This is a genomic window from Yinghuangia sp. ASG 101 (genome assembly GCF_021165735.1).
Taxonomy (GTDB): domain Bacteria; phylum Actinomycetota; class Actinomycetes; order Streptomycetales; family Streptomycetaceae; genus Yinghuangia.
On sequence record NZ_CP088911.1, the window covers coordinates 2,849,203 to 2,872,084 of the forward strand.

Genomic DNA, 22,882 nt, shown 5'->3' on the forward strand with positions numbered 1-22,882 from the left:
GCGGGTGGGGAAGCCTCGGGCCGACAAGGACGACGACTGGGACAACTGGCGCCTGCGGCTGGCGGACTACGGCATCGGCATCCTGATCGCGCTGATCCTGACTCCGGCCTTGGTCTTCGGCGTCCTGCTGGCCGTTTCGGAGACCTTCCGCGACTACGTGCTGCCCTGACGGCCGGCGGAGGACCGCCGCACGCCGTCGGGAACCACGACCACCGGGCCCATGCCCACCGGAACCCGACGTTCCCGACAAGCCCCCTGTCACCTGGGGCGATTCGTCAGTAAAGTGACGGCCGGTATCGCTGCTGACGACATGAGTCGGGGGACTTGTCATGGCCGATCGACCGCCGGGCCACGCACCGGCGCCCACAGCGGCTCCCACGCCCGCGCCCACACCGGCCCCCGGGCCGTCGCCCGCGCCGACCGGCTCGGCGCCGACCACTCCGGCGTCCCCGCCGGCCACGACCCCCTCGCCGGAGCCCGGGGTCAACCCGTACCCGGTGCTCCCCGGCATGCTGCCGGGCATCGACCCGGCCCGCGCGGGCAAGTACACCGTCAGCCCCCAGTTGCTGATGCCCGCCGCCGCCGGCGCGGACGTGAACGCCGACGCGGTCCAGGGGCTCTGCACGGGCCTCATGCTCGGCCCGCCCGCCGGACTGCCCGGATTCGAGACGGGATGGCAGGCCGGTGCCCTGGCCGACGCGTGGTCGCGTGAGCTGGGAGCCCTCGCGTCGGCCCTCCGCACGTGCGCCGGCAAAATCCGGGACACCACGCGGGCGTACTTGGAGGCCGAGGCCCGCAACGCGGCCGACCTGCGCTGATGGTCACGTTCGACGAACTGAAGGACGCCCGGTTCGAGTCGCTTCGCACACACGCCGACGCCTGGTCCCGCACGATGCGCCGACTCGACGACGTGGCACGGGACTTCGAGCTGGGGGTGTGCGGCGCGACGGAAAGCGCGGGCTGGCGGGGCGACGCGGCGGGGCTGGCGAACCCCGAACTGGAGGCCGCTTTGCGCCGGATCCGCATCGCCGCCCTGGAGGCCCGCGGCGTCGCCGCCGAACTCGACTTCGCCGCCGAGGCGTTGCGCGGGGCGCAGACGCGGCTGTTCGGCGAACTGCACCTCGCCCTGACCGACGGCGTGCAGGTCGTCGGCGAGGGAACCGCCTTCCGCGTCGCCGAGGCCGCACCCCCCACCGGCCCGCGCGACGACCTCGAAATCACCGCGGTCCAGGCCAAACTCGACGGCTACATGCGGCGCCTCCAGGCCATACTCAACGAGGCGACCGCCGCCGACAGCAGGCACGCGGCGGCCCTCGCCGGGCTCTGGCCGGGCGCGGTCGCCCGCGGCGACGAGGCCGCGCTGAACCACGCGCGCGAAGACCTGCGGCACACGTTCGAGGCGATGGCCCCGGCCGCGACCGCGCAGTGGTGGACCGCGCTGACGGACGCCCAACGGCAGGCGTACCTCGACGACTTCCCCCACGAGATCGGGTCGATGGACGGCCTGCCCGCGAGCGTACGCGACCGCGCCAACCAGACCGCCCTCAACGCACGGCTCGCCGAACTCGGGCCCCTCGTCCACGGCGGTACCGCGACGACGACGCAGAAGCACGAGTGGGACAACCTGGACAAGGTCCGGCAGGTGATGGCGCTGAACCCGACCCGGGGCCCCGAAGAGCAGTTGATGCTGCTCAAGTTCACGTCCGAGTACCGCGACGGCGGGGCGATCGTGGCGGTCGGGAATCCCGACACCGCGCGGAACACCGTCGTCATGGTCCCCGGCGCCAACACCACCGTGTCCGGCAAGCTGGACGAGCAGGTCAGACGGGCCACCGTGCTGCAACGCGCGGCGAACAACGTCACACGGACCCCGGGCGACGCCGCCGCCGTCGTCTGGCTCGACTACGACGCGCCCGAGATAGCGCCGACCGCGTTCGGCAGCGCCGCCGGAACCGGCCGGGCCCAGGAAGGCGCGGCGCGCCTCGGCCGGTTCGCCGAGGGAGCGCGCGCGGCCGGACCGGCGAACCAGCACCTGACCGTGAGCGGGCACAGCTACGGCTCGCTGGTCGTCGGCTACGCGGCCCGCGACAAGGACGGGCTGCCCGCGGACGACGTCGTCCTCGTCGGCAGCCCCGGCGTCCGCGTCGGCGCCGCCGAGGACCTGCACCTCGACCCCGGGCACGTGTGGGTGGGGCTCGCCGAGGACGACGTGGTCGCCCCCGTCGGCGGTTTCGTCCACGGCCCCCTGCCGAGCGAATCCTCCTTCGGCGCACAGGTGTTCCCCACCAACGACGGCGGGCACTTCAGTTATTGGGACATGAAATGGGTCGACGGCGCATGGGTCCCGGACACCAGTCTCCAGAGCCAGGCCGACATCGTGATGGGGAAGGAACCGTAGCGCGCCCCCGGCGACTGCGGCGCTGCCTCGTCGCGGTCGTCTCGGCGACGGCGCTGTTCTTCGGCTATGTGGTGGTGGTGACGACGTTGTTTCCGGCGGACACACCCGTCGTGACGGGCGCGCGGACCCGCGAGGACGCGTATCAAATGATGCGGCGGTTCCTGCTCGCGTCCGGCGCGACCGAGCCGGACGACTACATCACGATCCACCATCTTCCCTGCGACGGCCCGTCGGGCCCGCGCCAATCCTCCGACGGCTACTACTACTCCATGGTCATGGGCGGCTTCCGGGCCGTCGGCGACGACACGCACGAGGCGTTCGCACGCATGCGCGAGCACGCGCGGGCGAGCGGCTTCACGATCGGCACCTACCGCAACCCCGCGTCCGCTCCGCCCGACGACCGGATCAAGAGCTGGACCATGACCGGCGGCACGTCGGAGCACCACGGCATCGGCTTCTCGATCTTCACCGTGAGCCCGCAGACCCACGTCGCCATCTGGGTCACCAGCACCTGCCGGGTCACTCCCGACCGCGACGAGGTCAACGAGTACTTCGCCCTGCCGAGCATGCTCCCGCACGTGCCCGCGACGCCGCCGGTCTGGCGCACGCCGACGCCGGCACCCCCCGTACCGCCGTCCCCGACCGCGCCGCCGAACTCCCCGCTCCCGCCGCCCGGTTCGCCCCCGGGCATCGCCTCCGGCCCCGCCGCGCTCGGCCGCATCCGCGACATACTCGGCTGAACGGCACGGCGGGGCCGCGCCCGCATCCCGCACCCGCGTGGCAAGGCGAGGGACTTCCGAGGGTCCCTCTCCCTCACCGCCCTTCCGTTCGCTGCCTACGATCGTGCTGCGCGGCGGTCACCCCACCGTCCCTGATCCCGAAAGCGCGGCCTTGAGCGAAACCGACCTCCCCGTCGGCACCGTGGTGACCGGCACGCCACCGACCGGCGTCCGATACGACGGTGCACGCCGCATCTGAACCGCGACCGCCCCGCACCCACCCCCCTCGCCTGCCGGCCCGCCGCCCCGCCGCCCCGCCGGCTGTCCCCGACGAAGGAACGGAATATGACCCTCCGATCACGCCGACTGCGCGCCGCGGCGCTCGCGGCGCCGGTGCTCCTGCTCGGCGGCCTGCTACCGGGCGCACCGACGGCCGGTGCGGCTCCCGCGGCGCCGGTCGAGACCGGTCCCCCGCCGAAGATGGAGCTGGTGCTCGACCTGTCCGGGTCGATGAACGCCGACGACGCCGGCGGCCAGACGCGCCTGGCCGCCGCGAAGCAGGCCGTCGGCCGCATCGTCGACACCGCACCCGAGGAGGCCCAGCTCGGACTGCGCGTCTACGGCGCCCAGTACCCCGGCGAAGACCTCACCCAAGGCTGCGCCGACACCCAGCTCCTCGCCCCCATCGCCGCCATGAACACCGGCGCGCGCGCCAACGCCAAACAACAGGTCGCCGGAATGAAGGCCGTCGGCTTCACCCCCATCGGCGTCGCGCTGCGCGCCGCCGCCCAGGACCTCGGCACCGACGGCAAGCGCCGCATCGTGCTCGTCTCCGACGGCGAGGACACCTGCGCCCCGCCGCCGCCCTGCGACGTCGCCCGCGAACTCAAGGCCGCCGGAATCGACCTGGCCATCGACGCCGTGGGCTTCAAGACCACCGGCGCGGCCCGCGACCAGCTCAAGTGCATCGCCGACGTGACCAACGGCTCGTACGCCGACGCCGACAACGCCGAGGCACTCACCACCAACCTCGGGACGCTGTTCCGCAAGGCGTGGACGACGTACCAGGCCACGGGAACGCCCATCAAAGGTTCCATCAACGGGTGTTCGGACGCCCCACTCATCACCCCGGGGCAGTACCTCGACGGCTTCACCGGAGGACGCGACCTCTACTACCAGGTGAAGAAGCGTCCCGACCAACAGCTCCAGGTCAGTGCCACGGCGATCGTCGAGGAAGGCTTCTCGCGCGGCTCCGGTCTGACCGTGCAGGCCGGCACCGTCGGTGACGGAAACCCGGACGACTGGCTGCGCCAATACAAGCAGTCCGCGGGTTGGACCAACATCATCAGCGCCGGAGCCCGCAGCAAGGCCGGCGAGGAAGGAAGGGCGCCCGCGCCCAACGACATCGGCTGCATCATGATCGAAAACAAGATCACCGATGCGGGTGACATGCCCCTGCCCGTCGAACTGTTGGTCGGCATCGCCGACACCGCGACCGCGCGCGCCGGCGAGACCGTGCCGCAGCCGCGCACCGGCCCCGACGCCGTCGGCGGGTTCTCCTTCAACAGCGCGACACCGATCGGCCCCGGCACCTACCGCCAGTCGATCGCGGTCGGCGAAGCGCCTTTCTGGCGTGTGGACCTGAAAGCGGGTCAGCAGCTCACGGTCAAGGCCGGGGTCGACATCCCGCTGGACTTCCCGCAGAAGACGACCGCCGGCTGGACCGTCCAGGTCTACAACGCGACCCGCAACCCGACCACGTGCAACGACAAGGACAGCCGCGTCACCAAGCTGTTCTCGCGGCAGACCGGGCGCTTCGAAACGGTGTGCGGGCCGTGGCAGATCGCCAAACCCGAGGACGCCGGGAGCTTCGACCCCAACGGCTACGCGGTCCCGGGCACCTACTACATCCACGTCCAGGTCGCCGAGCCCGCCGACGAAGCCCTCGGCATCGTGGTCCCGATCGACCTGTCCGTCGAGGTCTCCGGCGAGCCGCGCCCCGGCGCCGACCCGGTGTTCGTCTTCGGCGATCACCCGGCCGGCGGTACCTCCGGAAGCGGTTCCACCTCCGGTGCGGCCACCGGCGGGCAGGCCACGGGCGGTACCGGAAGCACCGGCAAGGGCCAGGGCGGGCAGGCGGTCGACCTGCCCGGCGAGGCGGCGTCCAAGAAGACCGAGAAGTCGACGGTGAGCAAACTCGCCCTGCCGGTCGGCATCGTCATCGCGGTCGCGCTGCTGGGCGGCGTCGGTTACTACGGCCTGCGCCGCCAGAACTGATCCGCCCCGACGGCATCGAGGAGGGCGTGGCACCCGGACCGGGTGTCACGCCCTCCTCGCGTTCGCCGCCTCCGCGCTCCGGCGGCCCGCACCGCCCGGCGCGAACGCCTCAGCGCAGCGGCAGCCCGTCCGCCACGCCCTCACCCGGCTGCGGCACCGCGATCAGCCCCAGTTCCCCGGGCGTCGCCAGCAGCGCGTGGGCGGGCATCACCCGGACGGTGTAACCGAAAGGACCCGTTCGGTCCAGTGCCAGGGACCCCTCGTAGAACCAGCGGCCGTGTTCGTCGCGGTGGACCGGCTTGAGCGGGGCGACCGAGCCGTCGACGATCGCGTCCCGGTCGTCGACGCGGCCGTGCACGACCTGGACCTCGACGTCGGACGGCCGCAGATCACCCAGGCTGACGAAGACCCGCAGGTCGAGCGTGTTGCCGACCTCGGGGGCGTCTCCTATCCCGCCCGACTCGACGTGGTCGACGCGCACCTGCGGCCACGCCGCGCGGACGTCGTGCTTCCACCCCGCGAGGTTCCGGGCGCCGACCAGGTCGTCGGCCGCCATCGCCCGGGCGGCCAGCGCGGCGGGAGCGTACAGGCCGTTGACGTAGTCCTTGACCATGCGCGACGCGAGCACCTTCGGCCCCAGCGAGACCAGGGTGTGCCGGACCATTTCCAGCCAGCGGCCGGGGAGTCCGTCCGCGCCGCGGTCGTAGAAGCGCGCCGCGACATTGTGCTCGATCAGCTCGTACAGCGCGTTGGCCTCGATGTCGTCGCGCCGGTCCGGGTCCTCGACGCCGTCGGCGGTGGGGATCGCCCAGCCGTTGGAGCCGTCGTACCACTCGTCCCACCACCCGTCCAGAATCGACAGGTTGAGGCACCCGTTGAGCGCGGCCTTCATCCCCGAGGTGCCGCACGCCTCGAGCGGCCGGAGCGGGTTGTTGAGCCACACGTCGCAGCCCGGGTAGAGGTGCTGCGCCATCGCGATGTCGTAGTCCGGCAGGAACACGACGCGGTGCCGCACGTCCTCCTGGTCGGAGAACTTGACCAGTTCCTGGACCAGCCGCTTGCCGCCCTCGTCGGCCGGGTGCGCCTTGCCCGCGACCACGATCTGGATCGGGCGCGTGGGGTGCAGCAGCAACCCGCGCAGGCGCTCCTTGTCGCGCAGCATCAGCGTGAGGCGCTTGTACGACGGGACCCGGCGCGCGAAGCCGATCGTCAGCACGTCGGGGTCCAACGCGTGGTCGGTCCACCCGAGTTCGGCGTCGCCCGCGCCGCGCTGCCGCCACGACGCGCGCAGGCGGGCGCGCGCCTCGGTGACGAGTTTGGCGCGCAGCGTACGCCGCAGGTCCCACACCGCCGCGGCGGGGATGTCGTCGATCGCGGTCCAGCCGTGCGCCTCCTCGGCGAGGTCCGGCCCGATCTCGCGCGCGGCCACCTCCAGGACGTCGCGGTCGACCCACGTGGGGGCGTGCACGCCGTTGGTGATCGACCCGATCGGTACGTCCGCGGGGTCGAATCCCGGCCACAGTCCGGCGAACATGCCCTGGCTGACGTGCCCGTGGAGTTCGCTGACGCCGTTGGCGCGCTGCGCCAGGCGCAAGCCCATCACGGCCATGTTGAACACGCCCGGTTCGCCGCCGGGGAAGTCCTCGGCGCCGAGTGCCAGCACGCGGTCGACCGGTACGCCGGGGGCCTCGTTGTCGCCGCCGAAGTGACGGGCGATCAGCTCGCGGTCGAACCGGTCGATTCCGGCCGGGACGGGGGTGTGCGTCGTGAAGACCGTTCCGGCGCGCACCGCTTCGAGGGCGGCGTCGAAGTCGAGCCCGCTGCTCTCGTGGAACTCGCGGATGCGCTCGACGCCGAGGAATCCGGCGTGGCCCTCGTTGGTGTGGAACACCTCCGGCCGCGGGTGGCCGGTGATCCGGCAGAACTCGCGTACCGCGCGCACGCCGCCGACGCCGAGCAGCATCTCCTGGTGCAGCCGGTGCTCGCTGGTGCCGCCGTAGAGGCGGTCGGTCACCTCGCGTTCGAATGGCTCGTTTTCCTCGATGTCCGAGTCGAGCAGCAACAGCGGCACGCGGCCGACCTGGGCACGCCAGATGCGCGCGTGCAGGCGGCGCCCGCCCGGGAGCCCGATGACGACGCGCGCGGCGTCGCCGTCCGGGCCGCGCAGCAGCGTCAGCGGCAGCTCGTTGGGGTCGAGCAGCGGGTAGCGCTCCTGTTGCCAGCCGTCGGCGGACAGTGACTGCCGGAAGTAGCCGTGCTTGTAGAGCAGGCCGACGCCGATGACCGGAACGCCCAGGTCACTGGCCGCCTTGAGGTGGTCGCCCGCGAGGATCCCCAGGCCGCCGGAGTACTGCGGCAGCGCCGCGGTGATACCGAACTCCGGGGAGAAATAGGCGATCGCGGCGGGCGCGCCGTCGGGGGAGGTCCCCGGGTCGGGCAGCGTCTGGTACCAACGCGAGCCGGTGAGGTATTCGTTCAGGTTCTCGGCGGCGACGGTGAGCCTGCCGAGGAATGCGTCGTCCCGGGCGAGTGCGGCGAGTTTCTCGGTCGGCACCGCGCCGAGGAGTCGGACGGGATCCTGGCCGACCGCGGCCCAGGTCTCCGGATCGATGGATGCGAACAGGTCTCGGGTCTCCGGGTGCCAGGACCAGCGGAGATTCATCGCGAGTTCGCCCAGGGGCTCCACGGGAGCGGGCAGAACCGTGCGCACGGTGAATCGGCGAATTGCTCTCACAGCCATCAGACCCTAGCCGCAACCCGGCATGTCTTGCGACAGTGGATGCGTGCTGTTTGCAGAGATGGCAAGAACTTGCATTCGAGGCGCCTGAACACGCGCCTCAGGGCACGGGGTTCGGTTCCGATGCGGTAATTGCGCCGTTTGGACCGTGCCCCGCCTGCTGTCGTGATCGTTGGACAAGCGCGCCGTCTTTCGCCCTTGCACGCATGGGCGAGGACGCGTGTCGCCATCGCCGTTACCGGGCAGTCGAGCAGGAGCGTGGGCATGGGCAGTGCGGCCAGGAAGCATCCGGGTACGTCGGTCCGGTCCCCTCGACGGACCACCGCCGCGTCCGACGGGTCGTCCGGAACGACCAAGGCCGGCGCTGTCACGGCCCGCGCACCCGCCGTCCCCCTCGCAGCAGGACCGGAGCCGATGATCGGTCGCATCCCCATCCTCGACGTCCACCCCCTCGTCGACTGCGGCACGCGCCCCGCGCGCTGTGTCGCGGGCGAGCCGTTCGAAGTCACCGCGACGGTGTTCCGTGAGGGACACGACGCGTTGGGCGTGAACCTCGTGCTGCGCGATCCGCGCGGCCGGGCGCGCCCGTTTCTGCCGATGACCGAGGCCGAGCCCGGCAGCGACCGGTGGCGCGCGGAGATCGCGCCGCCCACCGAGGGCATGTGGTCCTACACCGTCGAGGCGTGGAGCGATCCCGTCGCGACGTGGCGGCACGCCGCGGAGATCAAGATCCCGGCCGGCCAGGACGTCGAACTCGTCCTGGAGGAAGGCGCCCTGCTGATGGAGCGCGCGGCGGCCGGGGTCCCGAAGCGGTCCGGCCGGGCGTCGGTGCTCGACGCGGTCGACGCGCTCCGCGACACGACGCGCACCCCCGACGAACGCCTCGCCGCGGCCCTGGCGCCCGCGGTGGCGAACGCGCTCGCCGCCTACCCGCTGCGCGAACTGGTCAGTTCCGGCGAGCGGTTGCGGCTCCAGGTCGAGCGGCAGCGCGCGTTGTTCGGCTCGTGGTACGAGTTCTTCCCCCGCTCCGAGGGCGCCGACGTCGACCCGACGGGAGTGCGGGCACCGCGCTCGGGGACGTTCCGCACGGCGATGGACCGCCTGCCCGCGATCGCCGCGATGGGCTTCGACGTGGTGTACCTGCCGCCGATCCACCCCATCGGGCACGCGTTCCGCAAGGGTCCGAACAACTCCCTGGAGGCCGGGCCGCACGACCCCGGGTCGCCGTGGGCGATCGGCTCGCCCGAGGGCGGGCACGACGCGGTGCACCCGGACCTGGGCACGATCGAGGACTTCGACGCGTTCGTCGCGCGCGCCCGCGAGCTGCGCCTCGAAGTGGCCCTCGACTTCGCGCTCCAGGTGTCCCCGGACCACCCGTGGGTCGAGAAGCACCCCGAGTGGTTCACGACGCGGGCGGACGGCTCGATCGCGTACGCGGAGAACCCGCCGAAGAAATACCAGGACATCTACCCCCTCAATTTCGACCGGGATTTCAAGGGCATCGTGCGCGAGACGCTGCGCGTGCTGCGCTTCTGGATGGCGCACGGCGTCCGCGTGTTCCGCGTCGACAACCCGCACACCAAACCCGTGGTGTTCTGGGAGAAGGTCATCGCGGACATCAACGGCCGCGACCCCGACGTGATCTTCCTGGCCGAGGCGTTCACCCGGCCCGCGATGATGCACACGCTGGCCCGGATCGGCTTCCAGCAGTCGTACACGTACTTCACGTGGCGCACCCACAAGCACGAGTTGCAGGAATACCTGACCGAGCTGTCCGGCCCGGCCGCGGCGTACATGCGCCCCAACTTCTTCGTCAACACCCCGGACATCCTGCACGCGTCGCTGCAGTACGGCGGCCCCGCGGCCTTCAAGATCCGCGCGGCGCTGGCCGCGACGCTGTCGCCCTCGTGGGGGGTGTACTCCGGATTCGAGCTGTACGAGCACGTCGCGGCGGCGCCCGGCAGCGAGGAATACCTCGATTCGGAGAAGTACCAATACCGCCCGCGGGATTGGGACGCGGCGGAACGCGAGGGGCGGACGCTGGCGCCGTATCTCACCATTCTCAACCGGGTGCGCCGACATCACCCGTCGTTGCAACATCTGCGAAACCTGAAATTCCATCACACCGACAACGATGCGGTGATGGCCTTCTCCAAGCGGACCCGTACCGGGGACGCGGAGGATCTCGTGGTGGTCGTGGTGAACCTCGACCCCCACACGGTCCACGAGGCCACGGTGTCCCTGGACATGCCCGCGCTCGGCATGGACTGGCAGGACACCTTCCCGGTGCACGACGAGTTCACCGGGACGAGTTATCGCTGGGGCCAGCACAACTATGTGCGCCTGGACCCGGCACTCGAACCCGCGCATCTCTTCTCGGTCCGGAGGAACAACCCGTGATCGTCAATGAACCCATCTCCGACACTTTTGACGACACACCGCGCAGTCGGCGCGACCCGCTGTGGTTCAAGCGCGCCGTCTTCTACGAGGTCCTGGTGCGTTCGTTCCAGGACAGCAACGGCGACGGCGTCGGCGACCTCAAAGGGCTCACCGCCAAACTCGACTACCTGCAATGGCTCGGCGTCGACTGCCTGTGGCTGCCGCCGTTCTTCGCCTCCCCGCTGCGCGACGGCGGCTACGACGTGTCGGATTACACGGCGGTCCTCCCGGATTTCGGCGACCTCGCCGACTTCGTGGAATTCGTCGACGCGGCGCACAAGCGCGGAATGCGCGTGATCATCGACTTCGTCATGAACCACACGAGCGACCAGCACATGTGGTTCCAGGAGTCCCGCAACAACCCCGACGGCCCGTACGGCGACTATTACGTGTGGGCCGACGACGACACGCAATACAACGACGCGCGCATCATCTTCGTCGACACCGAATCGTCGAACTGGACGTACGACCCGGTCCGCAAGCAGTACTACTGGCACCGGTTCTTCAGCCACCAGCCGGACCTGAACTACGAGAATCCGCGCGTCCAGGAGGAAATGCTCGCGGGCCTGCGCTTCTGGCTCGACCTGGGCATCGACGGCTTCCGGCTCGACGCCGTGCCGTACCTCTTCGCCCAGGAGGGCACCAACTGCGAAAACCTCCCCGCGACCCACGAGTTCCTGAAGCGGGTGCGCAAGGAGATCGACGACAGGTACCCCGACACGGTCCTGCTCGCCGAGGCCAACCAGTGGCCCGAGGACGTCGTCGACTACTTCGGCGACGGCGACGAATGCCACATGGCGTTCCACTTCCCGGTCATGCCGCGCATCTTCATGGCGGTCCGCCGCGAGTCGCGCTACCCCGTCTCCGAGATCCTGGCCGGCACCCCGTCGATCCCGATGAACTGCCAGTGGGGCATCTTCCTGCGCAACCACGACGAGTTGACGTTGGAGATGGTCACCGACGAAGAGCGCGACTACATGTACGCGGAGTACGCCAAGGACCCGCGGATGCGCGCCAACGTCGGCATCCGGCGCCGCCTCGCGCCGCTGCTGGACAACGACCGCAACCAGATCGAGCTGTTCACCGCCTTACTGCTGTCACTGCCGGGCTCGCCGGTCCTCTACTACGGCGACGAGATCGGCATGGGCGACAACATCTGGCTCGGCGACCGCGACAGCGTCCGGACCCCGATGCAGTGGACCCCCGACCGCAACGCCGGGTTCTCCGCGTGCGATCCGGGCCGCCTGTACCTGCCCACGATCATGGACCCGGTCTACGGCTACCAGGTCACCAACGTCGAGGCCCAGATGAGCAGCGCGTCGTCGCTGCTGCACTGGACGCGCCGCATGATCGAGGTCCGCAAGCAGAACCCCGCCTTCGGGCTCGGCGTCTACAACGAGTTGGCCTCGTCCAACCCGTCGGTGCTCGCGTTCCTGCGCGAGTACGAGGACGACGTCGTGCTGTGCGTCCACAACTTCTCGCGGTTCGCCCAGCCGACCGAGCTCGACCTGCGCCAGTTCGAGACCTACCAGCCCGTCGAACTGCTCGGCGGCGTCACGTTCCCCGCGATCGGCGAGCTTCCGTACCTCCTGACGCTCGCGGGGCACGGGTTCTACTGGTTCCGACTCACCCGGGGAGAGCGAACGCTGTGACCGAGTCCACCCGACCCCAGGAACTGCGCGGCATTCCGGTGGATGCCGTCTGCGGCCGACTCCTGCCGTGGCTGCCGCGGCAGAGATGGTTCGCCGGAAAAGGCCAGGCCATCCGAGGGGTCGAGGTGGTGTCCGCCACCGCGGTGGTCGACGGCGATCCGTCGATGTTCCACCTGGTGCTCGCCGTCGAGCACCAGGTGGCCGGCGGGCACCGGCCCACCGTCGACCACTACCAACTGCTGCTCGGCGTCCGCGACCGGCGCATCGAGCGGCTCGACTACGCGACGATCGGACGCCTGCCCGACGGCACGGTGCTGTACGACGCGATCCACGACAGCGAGTTGACCGGTTGGCTGCTGGAACGGTTCGCCGCCTCCGCCCCCGACAAGCCCGCGGCCACCGGGCCACTGGTGTTCCACCGCTACGCGGAGGACGCGCCGCGCACCGGCCAGGCCGGGCTCGTCGTCGGCGCCGAGCAGTCCAACACGTCGATCGTCTTCGGCGAGGACGTCATCATGAAGCTGTTCCGCCGGCTGACCCCCGGCGTCAACCCGGACCTCGAACTGTGCCTCGCGCTGGCCGACGCGGGCTCGCGGCGCATCCCGCAACCGGTCGCCTGGTTCGAGGCGGATTTCCAGGGCGAGGCCACGACCCTGGGCATGCTCCAGGAGTACCTGCGCACCGGGACGGACGGCTGGGAGCTGGCCAAGACGTCGGTCCGGGACCTGTACGCCGACCAGGACCTGCACGGCATCGGGACGGCCGACGCGTTGCGGGCCCACGAGGTCGGCGGCGACTTCGCGGGCGAGTCGTTCCGGCTGGGCGTCGCGACCGCCGAGGTCCACGCCGACCTCGCGCGCACCCTGCCCACGCAGGTCGCCGGAGAGGACGAACTCGCGGCACTCGCCGACCAGATGAGCCGCCGCCTCGACACCGCGGCCGAGGTGGTGCCGGAACTGGTCCCGTACGCCGACCGGTTGCGCGACGCGTACCGCGATCTGGGCCGGCTCGGCCGCGAGGGCCACCCGGTGCCGTTGCAGCGCATCCACGGCGACTTCCACCTCGGCCAGGTCATGCGCACCACGACACGCTGGGTGCTCATCGACTTCGAGGGCGAGCCCGCCCAGCCGCTCGGCGAACGCCGTGCCGCGCACTCGCCGTTGCGCGACGTCGCCGCGATGCTCCGCTCGTTCGACTACGCCGCGCGCCACCTGCTCACCGAGCGCCCGACCGGAGGCGGCGGGGCCCCCGCACCGCACCTGGTTCGCCGCGCGGAGGAGTGGGCGGTGCGCAACCGCGACGCGTTCTGTGCCGGGTACGCGAAGGCGGGCCCGGTCGACCCGCGCGCCGAACCGGTGCTGCTGCGCGCCTTCGAGACCGACAAGGCCGTCTACGAGGTCGTCTACGAGTCCGGCAACCGCCCGTCCTGGCTGCCGGTCCCCATGTCGGCGATCCGCAGGCTCGCCGAGCGGGCCCCCCAACCGCACTGATGCCGTGACCGGAGGGTCCACCGGTTCCCGCCACGCGGTCGCGCGGCCCCGCGCGGACCCGCGGGTTCCGGCGTGCCGAGAACCGGCGGGCCCTCCCGTCCACAGCACCGAGCCCCGACCGAGCCGCGGGCCCCACACCCGCGCCGACCCCCGAGGAGTTCAACGACGTGACGCCCACTCACCAGGTGGATTCCGCACAGTCCCGTCCCCCCGCCGAGTCCCCGAACGCGTCCCCGAACGCATCAGTCGTCGAGTCGCCTGCCCGCACACCTGACGAGTCCCCTACCACGTCTCCTGCCGAGTCCCCCGCGCGACCCTCCGTCGATTCCCCCGGAACCGGGCCCGTCGTCCCCTCCGCGGCCACGCCGCCGGTCGATCCCGGCGAGCTACGGCGCCTGCTCGACGGCCGACACCACGACCCGCACGGCATCCTCGGGCCGCACCCGACCGCGAACGGCGCCGGAGTCGTCGTGCGTGTGCTGCGGCCGTGGGCCGAGCGCGTCGTGGTGACGGCCGAGGGCCGGCGGTACGAGCTGTCCCACGAGGCCGAGGGGCTCTTCTCCGGCGAACTGCCGCTCGGCAAGGTGCCCGACTACCGCCTGGACGTGACGTACGAGGGGTCCGTCGTGACGTCGGACGACCCGTACCGCTTCCTGCCCACGGTCGGTGAGTTCGACCTGCACCTGATCAGCGAGGGCCGGCACGAGCAACTGTGGACGGTCCTCGGCGCGCACGTGCGCACCCGCGACACCCCGGGTGAGCCCGTCGGCGGCACCGCGTTCGCCGTGTGGGCGCCGAACGCGCAAGGCGTGCGGCTGGTCGGCGACTTCAACTACTGGGACGGCACCGCGCATCCGATGCGGTCGCTCGGATCGTCGGGCGTATGGGAGCTGTTCGTCCCCGAGGTCGGCGACGGCACCCGCTACAAGTACGAGATCACCGGCCGCGACGGGCACTTGCGGCAGAAGGCCGACCCGCTCGCGTTCGCCACCGAGACGCCCCCGCAGACCGCGTCGGTCGTGTCGACGTCCTGGTACGAGTGGGGCGACGACGCCTGGATGACCGCCCGGACCGGCCAGGCCCACCACGCCCGCCCCATGAGCGTGTACGAAGTGCACCTGGGCTCGTGGCGGCCGGGCCTGTCGTACCGCGAGATCGCCGAGCAACTCCCGGCCTACGCCAAGGACATGGGCTTCACGCACGTCGAGCTGCTGCCGGTCGCCGAGCACCCGTTCGGCGGCTCGTGGGGCTACCAGGTAACGTCGTACTACGCCCCCACCTCGCGGTTCGGGTCACCGGACGACTTCCGCCGGCTCGTCGACGCGCTCCACCAGGCCGGCATCGGCGTCATCGTCGACTGGGTCCCGGCGCACTTCCCCCGCGACGACTGGGCCCTGGCCCGCTTCGACGGGACGCCGCTGTACGAGCACCCCGACCCGCGCCGGGGCGAACACCCGGACTGGGGAACGCTGGTCTTCGACTACGGGCGCCACGAGGTGCGCAACTTCCTGGTGGCCAACGCCGTGTACTGGTGCGAGGAGTTCCACATCGACGGCCTGCGCGTCGACGCCGTGGCCTCGATGCTGTACCTCGACTACTCCCGCGAGGGCGGCGACTGGGCGCCGAACTCTGAGGGTGGGCGCGAGAATTGGGACGCCGTCCGGTTCCTCCAGGAGATGAACGCCACGGTGTACCGGCGCGTTCCGGGCATCATGACGATCGCCGAGGAGTCGACGGCGTGGGACGGCGTGACGCGGCCGACGTCGCACGGCGGACTCGGCTTCGGAATGAAGTGGAACATGGGCTGGATGCACGACTCGCTCGTGTACATCCAGAAGGAGCCCATCCACCGGCAGTTCCACCACAACGAGATCACGTTCTCGCTGATGTACGCCTGGAGCGAGAACTACGTGCTCCCCATCAGCCATGACGAAGTCGTGCACGGCAAAAGGTCGTTGCTCCACAAGATGCCGGGTGACCGCTGGCAGCAGATGGCGAACGTCCGCGCGTACCTCGGCTTCATGTGGTCCCATCCGGGCAAGCAACTGGTCTACATGGGCACCGAGTTCGCCCAGGACGCGGAGTGGTCGGAGGCGCACGGGCTGGACTGGTGGCTGCTCGACCACGCCGAACACCAGGGCGTGCAGCGCCTGGTCCGCGATCTCAACGCGGTCTACCGCGACACCGCGGCGCTGTGGTCGCGCGACACGACTCCCGACGGCTTCACCTGGATCGACGGCGGCAACGCGACGGACAACGTCCTGTCGTTCATCCGGCACGGGGCGTCCGGCGAACTCCTCGTCGCCGTCTGCAACTTCTCCCCGGTCGTGCGGACGGGGACGGGTCTGCGCCTGCCCGCGCCGGGAGCGTGGCGCGAGGTCCTGAACACCGACGCGGGCGTCTACGGCGGCAGCGGCGTCGGCAACCCGGAGGCGATCCACACGGACGCGTCCGGCCACGCCACCGTGACGTTGCCCCCGCTGGCCACGATCTGGCTGAAACCGGCCGACGCCACGGCGTAGCCGGCCGCGACGCGCCTGCGCCGCCCCCGTTCCCGGAGGCGGCGCAGGCGCGTCGGCGGCACGACACACGCGACCGGCTCCCGCCCGACCGGCGGGAGCCGTCCCGTTCTCAGAAGAGGACGCTGGTCAGCGCCGTGCGCCCCTTCACCACCCGGGGGTCCTCGTTCCCGACGACGTCGAACAGCCCGAGCAGGTGCACCCGGGCCTTGTTGCGGTCGTCGCCGGTCGTGCGCCGCACGGTGTCGACCAGACGGCCGAACGCGTCCTCGATGTGGCCGCCCGCGACGTCGAGGTCCGCGACGAGCGTCTGCGCGGCCACATCGGTCGGGTTGTCGGCGGCCTTGCGGCGCGCGTCGGCGGCGTCGACGCCCTGGGTCCGCAGGATCAGCTCGACCTGCGCGAGGGCCAGCTTCGCGTCGGTGTGCGCCGGGTGCGCGGAGAGCACGTCGCGGTACGCCTGCGCGGCCCCCTCGAAGTCGCCCGCGTCCAGTGCGGCTTCGGCGGGGGCGAGCAACGGGTCGCCGACCGGTTCGTCGTCCCCGTCGCCCGGTGCCTCGGCCGGGGCGTCGCCCAGGCCCGTGAGCCCGAACCGCTGCTCGCCGACGGCGACGAGCTGGTCGAGGATCTGGCGCAACTGCTCTTCCTGCGGCGCGGCGCGGTCGAACATCGGGGCCAGCTGGCCCGCGATGACCGCGACGGCGGCCGGCAGGCCCTGGATGCCGGCCTGCATGACCAGCTCCTGCGCGAGCTGGGGACTCGCGTCGATGTCGAGGCGGGCGAGCAGGAAGCGCCCCGCGAACTCGTCGGCGAGCTGGTCGAACACCGCACCGAGCTGGACGCTGTGCGGCGACCGCTGGGACGAGAACTCCAGCACCACCGGGGCTTGCTGGGACAGGGCGAGGACCGAGTCGAAATTCTGCTCGGTCAGGTCGACGACGTAGCTGCCGGCGGGTGCCCCGCCGGGTGTGCCGTCCGCACCTCCCTGCGCCGCGGCGCTCGCCGCTCGCTGAGCCCGTTGCGCGGCGGCTTCGGACGCCGCCTTGACCGCGCCGAGGTCGACGACCCCGCGCATCGACATGTTTCGTGGCTGCATGTGCCTATCTTCCCCTGTGCGGTCCCCCGCGGTGCACGGGCCGGTCGCGATCAGGCCGCCGCGGGCGAAGGTTCGATGAAGATACGATCCTTCATCTTCGCCTCGAAGACGAACGGGCCGAACGGCAGCACCGACGCGAGGAACGCCAGCCCGGTCGTCTTGCCGTCCCACGCGAACTTCGTCCGCATGTCGAGCATCAGCAGCACGTACGCGATGAACAGCACGGCGTGGATGATGCCCAGCGGCATCACCAGGTCGATGTCCGAGACGCGGCTGAGGACCGAGCCGAGCAGCAGCAGCGCCAGGAACGAGACGCCTTCGAGCCGCGAGACGAGCAGGAACCGGGATACGGGGTTGGACAGCATGCGGATCACTCTCCGAGACGGCGGGAACAGCGGGTGGGGGAACACGACATGCGCCGCGACCACCGTCGGCGGACGGCGGCGCACGGGGGTCAGGCCTTCGCCGGCTCCGCGATCCGCCCGCTTTCCCGGACGGCCAGCGCGATCTTCCGCTCGGCGACGAACGACGCGAACGGCACGGTCCCGGCGAGCATGATCAGCAGGATGCGCTCGATGCGCCACTTCATCTTCCAGGCCAGGTCGAACGACACGGCCAGGTAGATCATGTAGAAGAGGCCGTGCACCTGGCTCACGTAGAACGTGACGTCCTTGCCGGTGTCGAAGCCGTACTTGAACACCATGCACAGGCACAGCAGGAGCAACCAGACACCCGTGACGTACGCCATCACGCGGTAGCGGGTCAGGACAGCAGGCTTCACGGCGACACACCTTCGTTTGCTTCGCCGCCGGGCGACGGCAGACGACGTCAGTGCCGTGACCGGCGCCGCGTGTCCCACGGCACCGTTCACAACAGCACAAGGAAGACTACGTCGCCTCCGCCGCGGACTCCGAATCGCCCCCCTCGGCGACCTCGCGGCGGTTCCCCCGGCGGCCCGCCGAACGGCCGGGTCACTGCTCCGCGGCGGGCTCCGACTCCTTGAAGTCGCCCGCGTCGACGCGCAGCGGCAGCAGCACGCGGAAGATCTCGGCGCAGGTCTCGTCGTCGTAGACGCCGAGCCCGAAGTCACGCTCCATCAGGTCGGCGGTGGCGCGTTCGACGATCTCGCGGCCCTTGTCGGTGATGGTCGCGAGCGTGCCCCGGCCGTCGCGCGGGTTGGGGCGCCGCGCGACGAGGTCGGCCTTTTCGAGGCGGTCGATGGTGTTGGTCACACTCGTGGGGTGGACCATGAGGCGTTCGCCGATCTTGGACAGCGGCAGCGCGCCGTCGCGGCTGAAGGTCAGCAGGACGAGTGCTTCGTAGCGCGCGAAGGTGAGGCCGTGCGCCTTGAGCAGCGAGTCCACCTCGGCGAGGAGGATTTGTTGGGCGCGCATGATGGAGGTGATGGCGGCCATGGGCGGGCACGGCCCCCAGCGCTCCTCCCAGGACAGCGCGGCGCGGGCGATGGGATCAAAAGACAGGTTCAGCGGCTTGGGCACTGCGGCAGCGTAGCCGCGTTGTCTACCGGCAAGTATCGAAGGCCCGGATTCGGTATCCGAACACGCGTTCCGAACGCGGCTCGGACATGCGCCGGAAACCTCCTGATTGAATGTTCAACTTCCGGTACGATGGGGTGCATGACGGAACCGGAGCCTCGCTGGCTGAGCGACGACGAACAGCGGATGTGGCGGGCCTCCCTGGGCGTGCTCAATCTGCTCCCGCTTGCCCTGGAACGCGACCTCCAGCAGCAGCACAACCTGTCCGTACACGATTACGAGATTCTCGTACGCCTGTCCGAGGCTCCCGAGCGGCGGATCCGGCTGACCGAGCTGGCGGGGCTGAGCCACCAGTCGAAGAGCCGCCTCAGCCACCAGATGACCCGGATGGAGAACGCCGGCCTCGTCGTCCGCGAGAGCTGCGACTCGGACCGCCGGGGCCAGTGGGCGGTCCTCACCGACGCCGGCTGGGACCGCCTGGTCGAGGCGGCGCCCGACCATGTGGAGAGCGTGCGGCGGCACTACATGGACCTCTTCACCGAGGAACAGAAGGCGGTCGTCGGCGCGGCGTTCGCGGTGATCGTCGAACACCTCGGCAAGGCGGACGCGGGCCAGACCTGCCCGTCGCAGGCCGGCCAGGGGATGGGCGCGAAACCGGGGGCCGGCGCCACGTAGCCGCTCATACGGGGCGACACCGTGCCCGACCGCCCGCCACGTGCGCGCCGAGGCCGCGCACGCCGGTCCCGGCCGCGGTCCGCGGCCCCGGCCGCCGCGACACGCGTGGCGTCGCCGCCGGGGCGCCTGCCCCGGCCGCGGGCCCCTCAGCCCCCCGCCAGCCCCGCGATCAGCTCGTCCGCGGCCGCGTACGGGTCCAGCGCACCGGCCAGCACCCGGTCCGCGAGCGCGTCCGATGTGCGCCCCGCCGCGAGGCCGCCCATGCGCTCGCGCAGCGCGGCCAGGGCGATCGCCTCCACCTCGGCCCGCACCCGCTGCCTCCGGCGGTGCTCCAGCGTCCCGTTCCCGGCCATCCAGGCGCGGTGCTTCTCCAGCGCCTCGACGACCTCGTCCATGCCCTCGCCGCGCGACGCGACCGTGCTGACGATCGGCGGACGCCACTCCTCGGGCCCGCGCGACGGGCCGAGGGCCAGCATGTGGCCCAGTTCACGGGCCGTCGTCCGGGCTCCGTCCCGGTCGGCCTTGTTGACGACGTACACGTCGCCGATCTCCAGGATCCCGGCCTTCGCGGCCTGGATGCCGTCGCCCATGCCCGGTGCCACCAGCACGACGGTCGTATCGGCCGCCGACGCCACCTCGACCTCCGACTGCCCGACGCCGACGGTCTCGACGAGGATCACGTCGCACCCGGCCGCGTCGAGCACGCGCAGCGCCTGCGGGGTCGCCCACGCGAGCCCGCCGAGGTGCCCGCGCGAGGCCATCGAGCGAATGAACACCTCGGGGTCGGTCGCGTGGTCCTGCATGCGGACCCGGTCGCCCAGCAGCGCGCCGCCCGAGAACGGCGAGGACGGGTCCACGGCCAGCACCCCGACGCGCTTCCCGAGCGCCCGGTACGCCGACACGAGAGCCGAGGTCGACGTCGACTTCCCCACCCCGGGCGAGCCGGTCATCCCGACCACGTAGGCGTTCCCGGCATGCGGCGCGAGGGCCGCCATGACCTCCCGCAACGCGGGCGAGGCGTCCTCCACCAGCGAGATCAGCCGCGCGACGGCCCGTGCCCGCCCCTCGCGCGCCTGCTCGACCATTGTCGCCACGTCAACTCGCCGCGCCACACAACCTCCCGCTTCCGGACGACGTGCGCCCGCCGGACCACGTCGCGGCGTACGCACGGATCCTCGCGCACATCGAACACTTCCCCGAACGGCCACACCGCGCGACGCCCCGGAACCGGCCCGACGGGCGGCCGTGCGACGACGCCCGCGTGCGGCTCCCACCGGGCGGCGGCCCGTCGACCGGCCAGGACACGGTCGCCGAGAGCCCCGGGACGGGGCGCGGACGCCGAGTCGAAGGCGGACGAAACGACGGCGGCGGACCGGCCGCACCGGAGTGGGGCCGGCCCGCCGCCGGGGGCTCAGGCCTTCGGGACCGTCAGGATCAGGGCGTCGCCCTGGCCGCCGCCGCCGCACAGCGCGGCTGCGCCCGTGCCGCCGCCGCGGCGCCTGAGCTCCAGGGCCAGGTGGAGGACGACGCGGGCACCGGACATGCCGATCGGGTGACCGAGGGCGATCGCGCCGCCGTTGACGTTGACGTTGTCGGCGTCGACGCCGAGGTCGCGCATCGACTGGACGCCGACCGCGGCGAAGGCCTCGTTGATCTCGATGAGGTCGAGGTCGGAGACCTCCAGGCCCGCCTTGCCCAGCGCGTTGTTGATGGCGTTGGACGGCTGCGAGTGGAGCGAGTTGTCCGGGCCCGCGACGTTGCCGTGCGCGCCGATCTCGGCGATCCACTCCAGGCCCAGTTCCTCGGCCTTGGCCTTCGACATCACCACGACCGCGCACGCGCCGTCGGAGATCTGCGACGACGAGCCCGCGGTGATCGTGCCGTCCTTGGTGAAGGACGGGCGCAGCTTGGCGAGGGACTCGACGGTGGTCTCCGGGCGGATGCCCTCGTCCGCCGAGAACAGGACCGGGTCGCCCTTCCGCTGCGGGATCTCGACCGGGACGATCTCCTCGTCGAAGACGCCGTTCTTCTGCGCCGCCGCCGCGCGCTGGTGCGAGCGGGCCGAGAACTCGTCCTGCTCCTCGCGGCCGACGCCGAACTTGGCGTTGAAGTTGTCGGTCGACTCACCCATCGGGACGTGGTCGAACACGTCGGTGAGGCCGTCGTACGCCATGGCGTCCAGGACCTCGAACGCGCCGTAGCGGTAGCCCTCGCGCGATTTCGGCAGCACGTGCGGCGCGTTGGTCATGGACTCCATGCCGCCGGCCACGACGATGTCGAACTCACCCGCGCGGATGAGCTGGTCGGCCAGCGCGATCGCGTCCAGGCCGGAGAGACAGACCTTGTTGATCAGCAGCGACGGCACGTTCATCGGAATGCCGGCCTTGACCGACGCCTGGCGGGCCGGCATCTGGCCGGCACCCGCCTGGAGTACCTGGCCCATGATCACGTACTGCACCTGCTCGCCGGTGACCCCGGCGCGCCGCAGCGCCTCCTTGATCACGATGCCCCCGAGGTCGCTCGCGGAGAAGCCCTTCAGGGAGCCGAGCAGTCGACCCATGGGGGTGCGCGCCCCGGCGACGATGACAGAACCGGCCATGTCAGCGGCCTCCAAGTCAGGGATGAGAGTTTGGGCGGAAACATACCCGCACGTAAGTGCGACCCCGCACGGGTGCGGCTGTGACACAACCCACGCCCCGCCCCGGAAGACCTGGGCGCGGTCTCGTTCCATAGTGTCGCCTGGACAATCAGGGTACCTACCCAGAGGTAACCCGAAAGACCCGGGAGGGCATCGTGCTCACGCGTATCGACCACATCGGCATCGCCTGTCGCAACCTCGACGAAACCGTGGAGTTCTACCGCGCCACGTACGGCTTCGAGGTGTTCCACACCGAGATCAACGAGGAGCAGGGCGTCCGCGAGGCCATGCTCAAGATCAACGAGACGGACGACGGGGGTGCGTCCTACCTCCAGCTGCTGGAGCCGATCCGGGAGGACTCGGCTGTCGGCAAGTGGATGGAGAAGAACGGCGAGGGCGTGCACCACATCGCTTTCGGCACCGCCGACGTCGACGGCGACGCCGCCGCGATCCGGGACAAGGGCGTCCGGGTGCTGTACGAGACGCCGCGGCGTGGTTCCATGGATTCCCGCATCACCTTCCTGCACCCCAAGGACTGCCACGGCGTACTGACCGAGCTGGTCACCGCGGCCGACGCCGACGCCGGGCACTGAGCCACCCCGCCCCACCCGCGAAAACCCTCCGCGGACCGGGGCGTACGGGACACCCCCGCGGGGCATTGCGGTGGGCGAACACACAACGTTTCACCAGGGGCGGGTTTCTGCGAGCCCGCCCCTTGGCACACCTCGGTCGCGCCCTTAGCGTTA

General features: G+C 71.2%; 18 protein-coding genes. 11 read left to right on the forward strand and 7 right to left on the reverse strand.

The window, feature by feature from the left end; translation table 11 throughout:
- Window positions 1-4 precede the first annotated feature (4 nt).
- The 5 genes from LO772_RS11800 to LO772_RS35780 all read left to right on the forward strand — a co-directional run bounded on the left by LO772_RS11800 (window position 5) and on the right by LO772_RS35780 (window position 5,394).
- A complete protein-coding gene (locus LO772_RS11800; protein ID WP_231778356.1) occupies window positions 5-169 on the forward strand; it encodes a hypothetical protein in 165 nt (54 codons plus the stop codon).
- Between the two features lie 160 nt (window positions 170-329).
- Window positions 330-818 carry a hypothetical protein gene (locus tag LO772_RS11805; protein ID WP_231778357.1) on the forward strand — a complete coding sequence of 163 codons (489 nt, stop codon included), beginning with the start codon at window positions 330-332 and terminating at the stop codon, window positions 816-818.
- On the forward strand, window positions 818-2,398 hold the full coding sequence (locus LO772_RS11810) for an alpha/beta hydrolase (protein ID WP_231778358.1): 1,581 nt from the start codon (window positions 818-820) through the stop codon (window positions 2,396-2,398). The genes LO772_RS11805 and LO772_RS11810 overlap by 1 nt, the downstream gene beginning before the upstream one ends.
- Window positions 2,399-2,475: 77 nt before the next feature.
- Window positions 2,476-3,138 (forward strand): hypothetical protein, encoded by a 663-nt coding sequence (locus tag LO772_RS11815; protein WP_231779852.1) that lies wholly within the window; start codon window positions 2,476-2,478, stop codon window positions 3,136-3,138.
- A gap of 324 nt (window positions 3,139-3,462) precedes the next feature.
- Window positions 3,463-5,394, forward strand: a complete 1,932-nt coding sequence (locus LO772_RS35780) for a vWA domain-containing protein (RefSeq protein ID WP_269453192.1) — start codon at window positions 3,463-3,465, stop codon at window positions 5,392-5,394.
- A 109-nt stretch (window positions 5,395-5,503) separates the two neighbouring features.
- Here LO772_RS35780 and glgP read toward each other — a convergent pair whose 3' ends face one another.
- The gene (gene glgP / locus LO772_RS11825; protein ID WP_231778359.1) at window positions 5,504-8,128 is read right to left on the reverse strand and encodes an alpha-glucan family phosphorylase; all 2,625 of its coding nucleotides are present in this window, start codon (window positions 8,126-8,128) and stop codon (window positions 5,504-5,506) included.
- 417 nt (window positions 8,129-8,545) lie between these two features.
- Between glgP and LO772_RS11830 the strand changes: the two genes are divergently transcribed.
- The 4 genes from LO772_RS11830 (at window position 8,546) to glgB (ending at window position 16,234) form a co-directional block, all read left to right on the forward strand.
- On the forward strand, window positions 8,546-10,531 hold the full coding sequence (locus LO772_RS11830; RefSeq protein WP_231778360.1) for an alpha-1,4-glucan--maltose-1-phosphate maltosyltransferase: 1,986 nt from the start codon (window positions 8,546-8,548) through the stop codon (window positions 10,529-10,531).
- Entirely contained in the window at window positions 10,528-12,222 is a 1,695-nt protein-coding gene (treS, locus tag LO772_RS11835) for a maltose alpha-D-glucosyltransferase (protein WP_231778361.1), read from the forward strand. Before LO772_RS11830 ends, treS begins: the two co-directional genes overlap by 4 nt.
- Window positions 12,219-13,712 carry a maltokinase N-terminal cap-like domain-containing protein gene (locus LO772_RS11840; RefSeq protein WP_231778362.1) on the forward strand — a complete coding sequence of 498 codons (1,494 nt, stop codon included), beginning with the start codon at window positions 12,219-12,221 and terminating at the stop codon, window positions 13,710-13,712. The genes treS and LO772_RS11840 overlap by 4 nt, the downstream gene beginning before the upstream one ends.
- A gap of 167 nt (window positions 13,713-13,879) precedes the next feature.
- Window positions 13,880-16,234, forward strand: coding sequence for a 1,4-alpha-glucan branching protein GlgB (glgB, locus tag LO772_RS11845; RefSeq protein ID WP_231778363.1), 2,355 nt, complete (start codon window positions 13,880-13,882; stop codon window positions 16,232-16,234).
- A gap of 109 nt (window positions 16,235-16,343) precedes the next feature.
- Here the strand turns inward: glgB and LO772_RS11850 are convergent, their stop codons facing one another.
- From LO772_RS11850 to LO772_RS11865, 4 genes are all read right to left on the reverse strand, one after another.
- Complete coding sequence (locus LO772_RS11850; protein ID WP_231778364.1) at window positions 16,344-17,327, reverse strand: tetratricopeptide repeat protein; 984 nt, start codon at window positions 17,325-17,327, stop codon at window positions 16,344-16,346.
- A 50-nt stretch (window positions 17,328-17,377) separates the two neighbouring features.
- Window positions 17,378-17,692, reverse strand: a complete 315-nt coding sequence (locus tag LO772_RS11855; protein ID WP_231778365.1) for a DUF3817 domain-containing protein — start codon at window positions 17,690-17,692, stop codon at window positions 17,378-17,380.
- A gap of 89 nt (window positions 17,693-17,781) precedes the next feature.
- A complete protein-coding gene (locus LO772_RS11860; protein ID WP_231778366.1) occupies window positions 17,782-18,108 on the reverse strand; it encodes a DUF3817 domain-containing protein in 327 nt (108 codons plus the stop codon).
- A gap of 190 nt (window positions 18,109-18,298) precedes the next feature.
- Window positions 18,299-18,826: a MarR family winged helix-turn-helix transcriptional regulator gene (locus tag LO772_RS11865; protein ID WP_231778367.1), complete on the reverse strand. Its 528-nt coding sequence runs from the start codon at window positions 18,824-18,826 to the stop codon at window positions 18,299-18,301.
- 138 nt (window positions 18,827-18,964) lie between these two features.
- Between LO772_RS11865 and LO772_RS11870 the strand changes: the two genes are divergently transcribed.
- On the forward strand, window positions 18,965-19,498 hold the full coding sequence (locus tag LO772_RS11870) for a MarR family winged helix-turn-helix transcriptional regulator (RefSeq protein WP_231778368.1): 534 nt from the start codon (window positions 18,965-18,967) through the stop codon (window positions 19,496-19,498).
- A gap of 146 nt (window positions 19,499-19,644) precedes the next feature.
- Here LO772_RS11870 and meaB read toward each other — a convergent pair whose 3' ends face one another.
- Together meaB and LO772_RS11880 are read right to left on the reverse strand one after the other, a co-directional pair.
- Entirely contained in the window at window positions 19,645-20,583 is a 939-nt protein-coding gene (gene meaB / locus LO772_RS11875; RefSeq protein WP_231779510.1) for a methylmalonyl Co-A mutase-associated GTPase MeaB, read from the reverse strand.
- 326 nt (window positions 20,584-20,909) lie between these two features.
- Complete coding sequence (locus LO772_RS11880) at window positions 20,910-22,097, reverse strand: acetyl-CoA C-acetyltransferase (protein ID WP_231778369.1); 1,188 nt, start codon at window positions 22,095-22,097, stop codon at window positions 20,910-20,912.
- A 194-nt stretch (window positions 22,098-22,291) separates the two neighbouring features.
- Here LO772_RS11880 and mce point away from each other — a divergent pair, with 194 nt between their 5' ends.
- Entirely contained in the window at window positions 22,292-22,729 is a 438-nt protein-coding gene (mce, locus tag LO772_RS11885) for a methylmalonyl-CoA epimerase (protein ID WP_231778370.1), read from the forward strand.
- The last annotated feature ends 153 nt before the right edge of the window (window positions 22,730-22,882 follow it).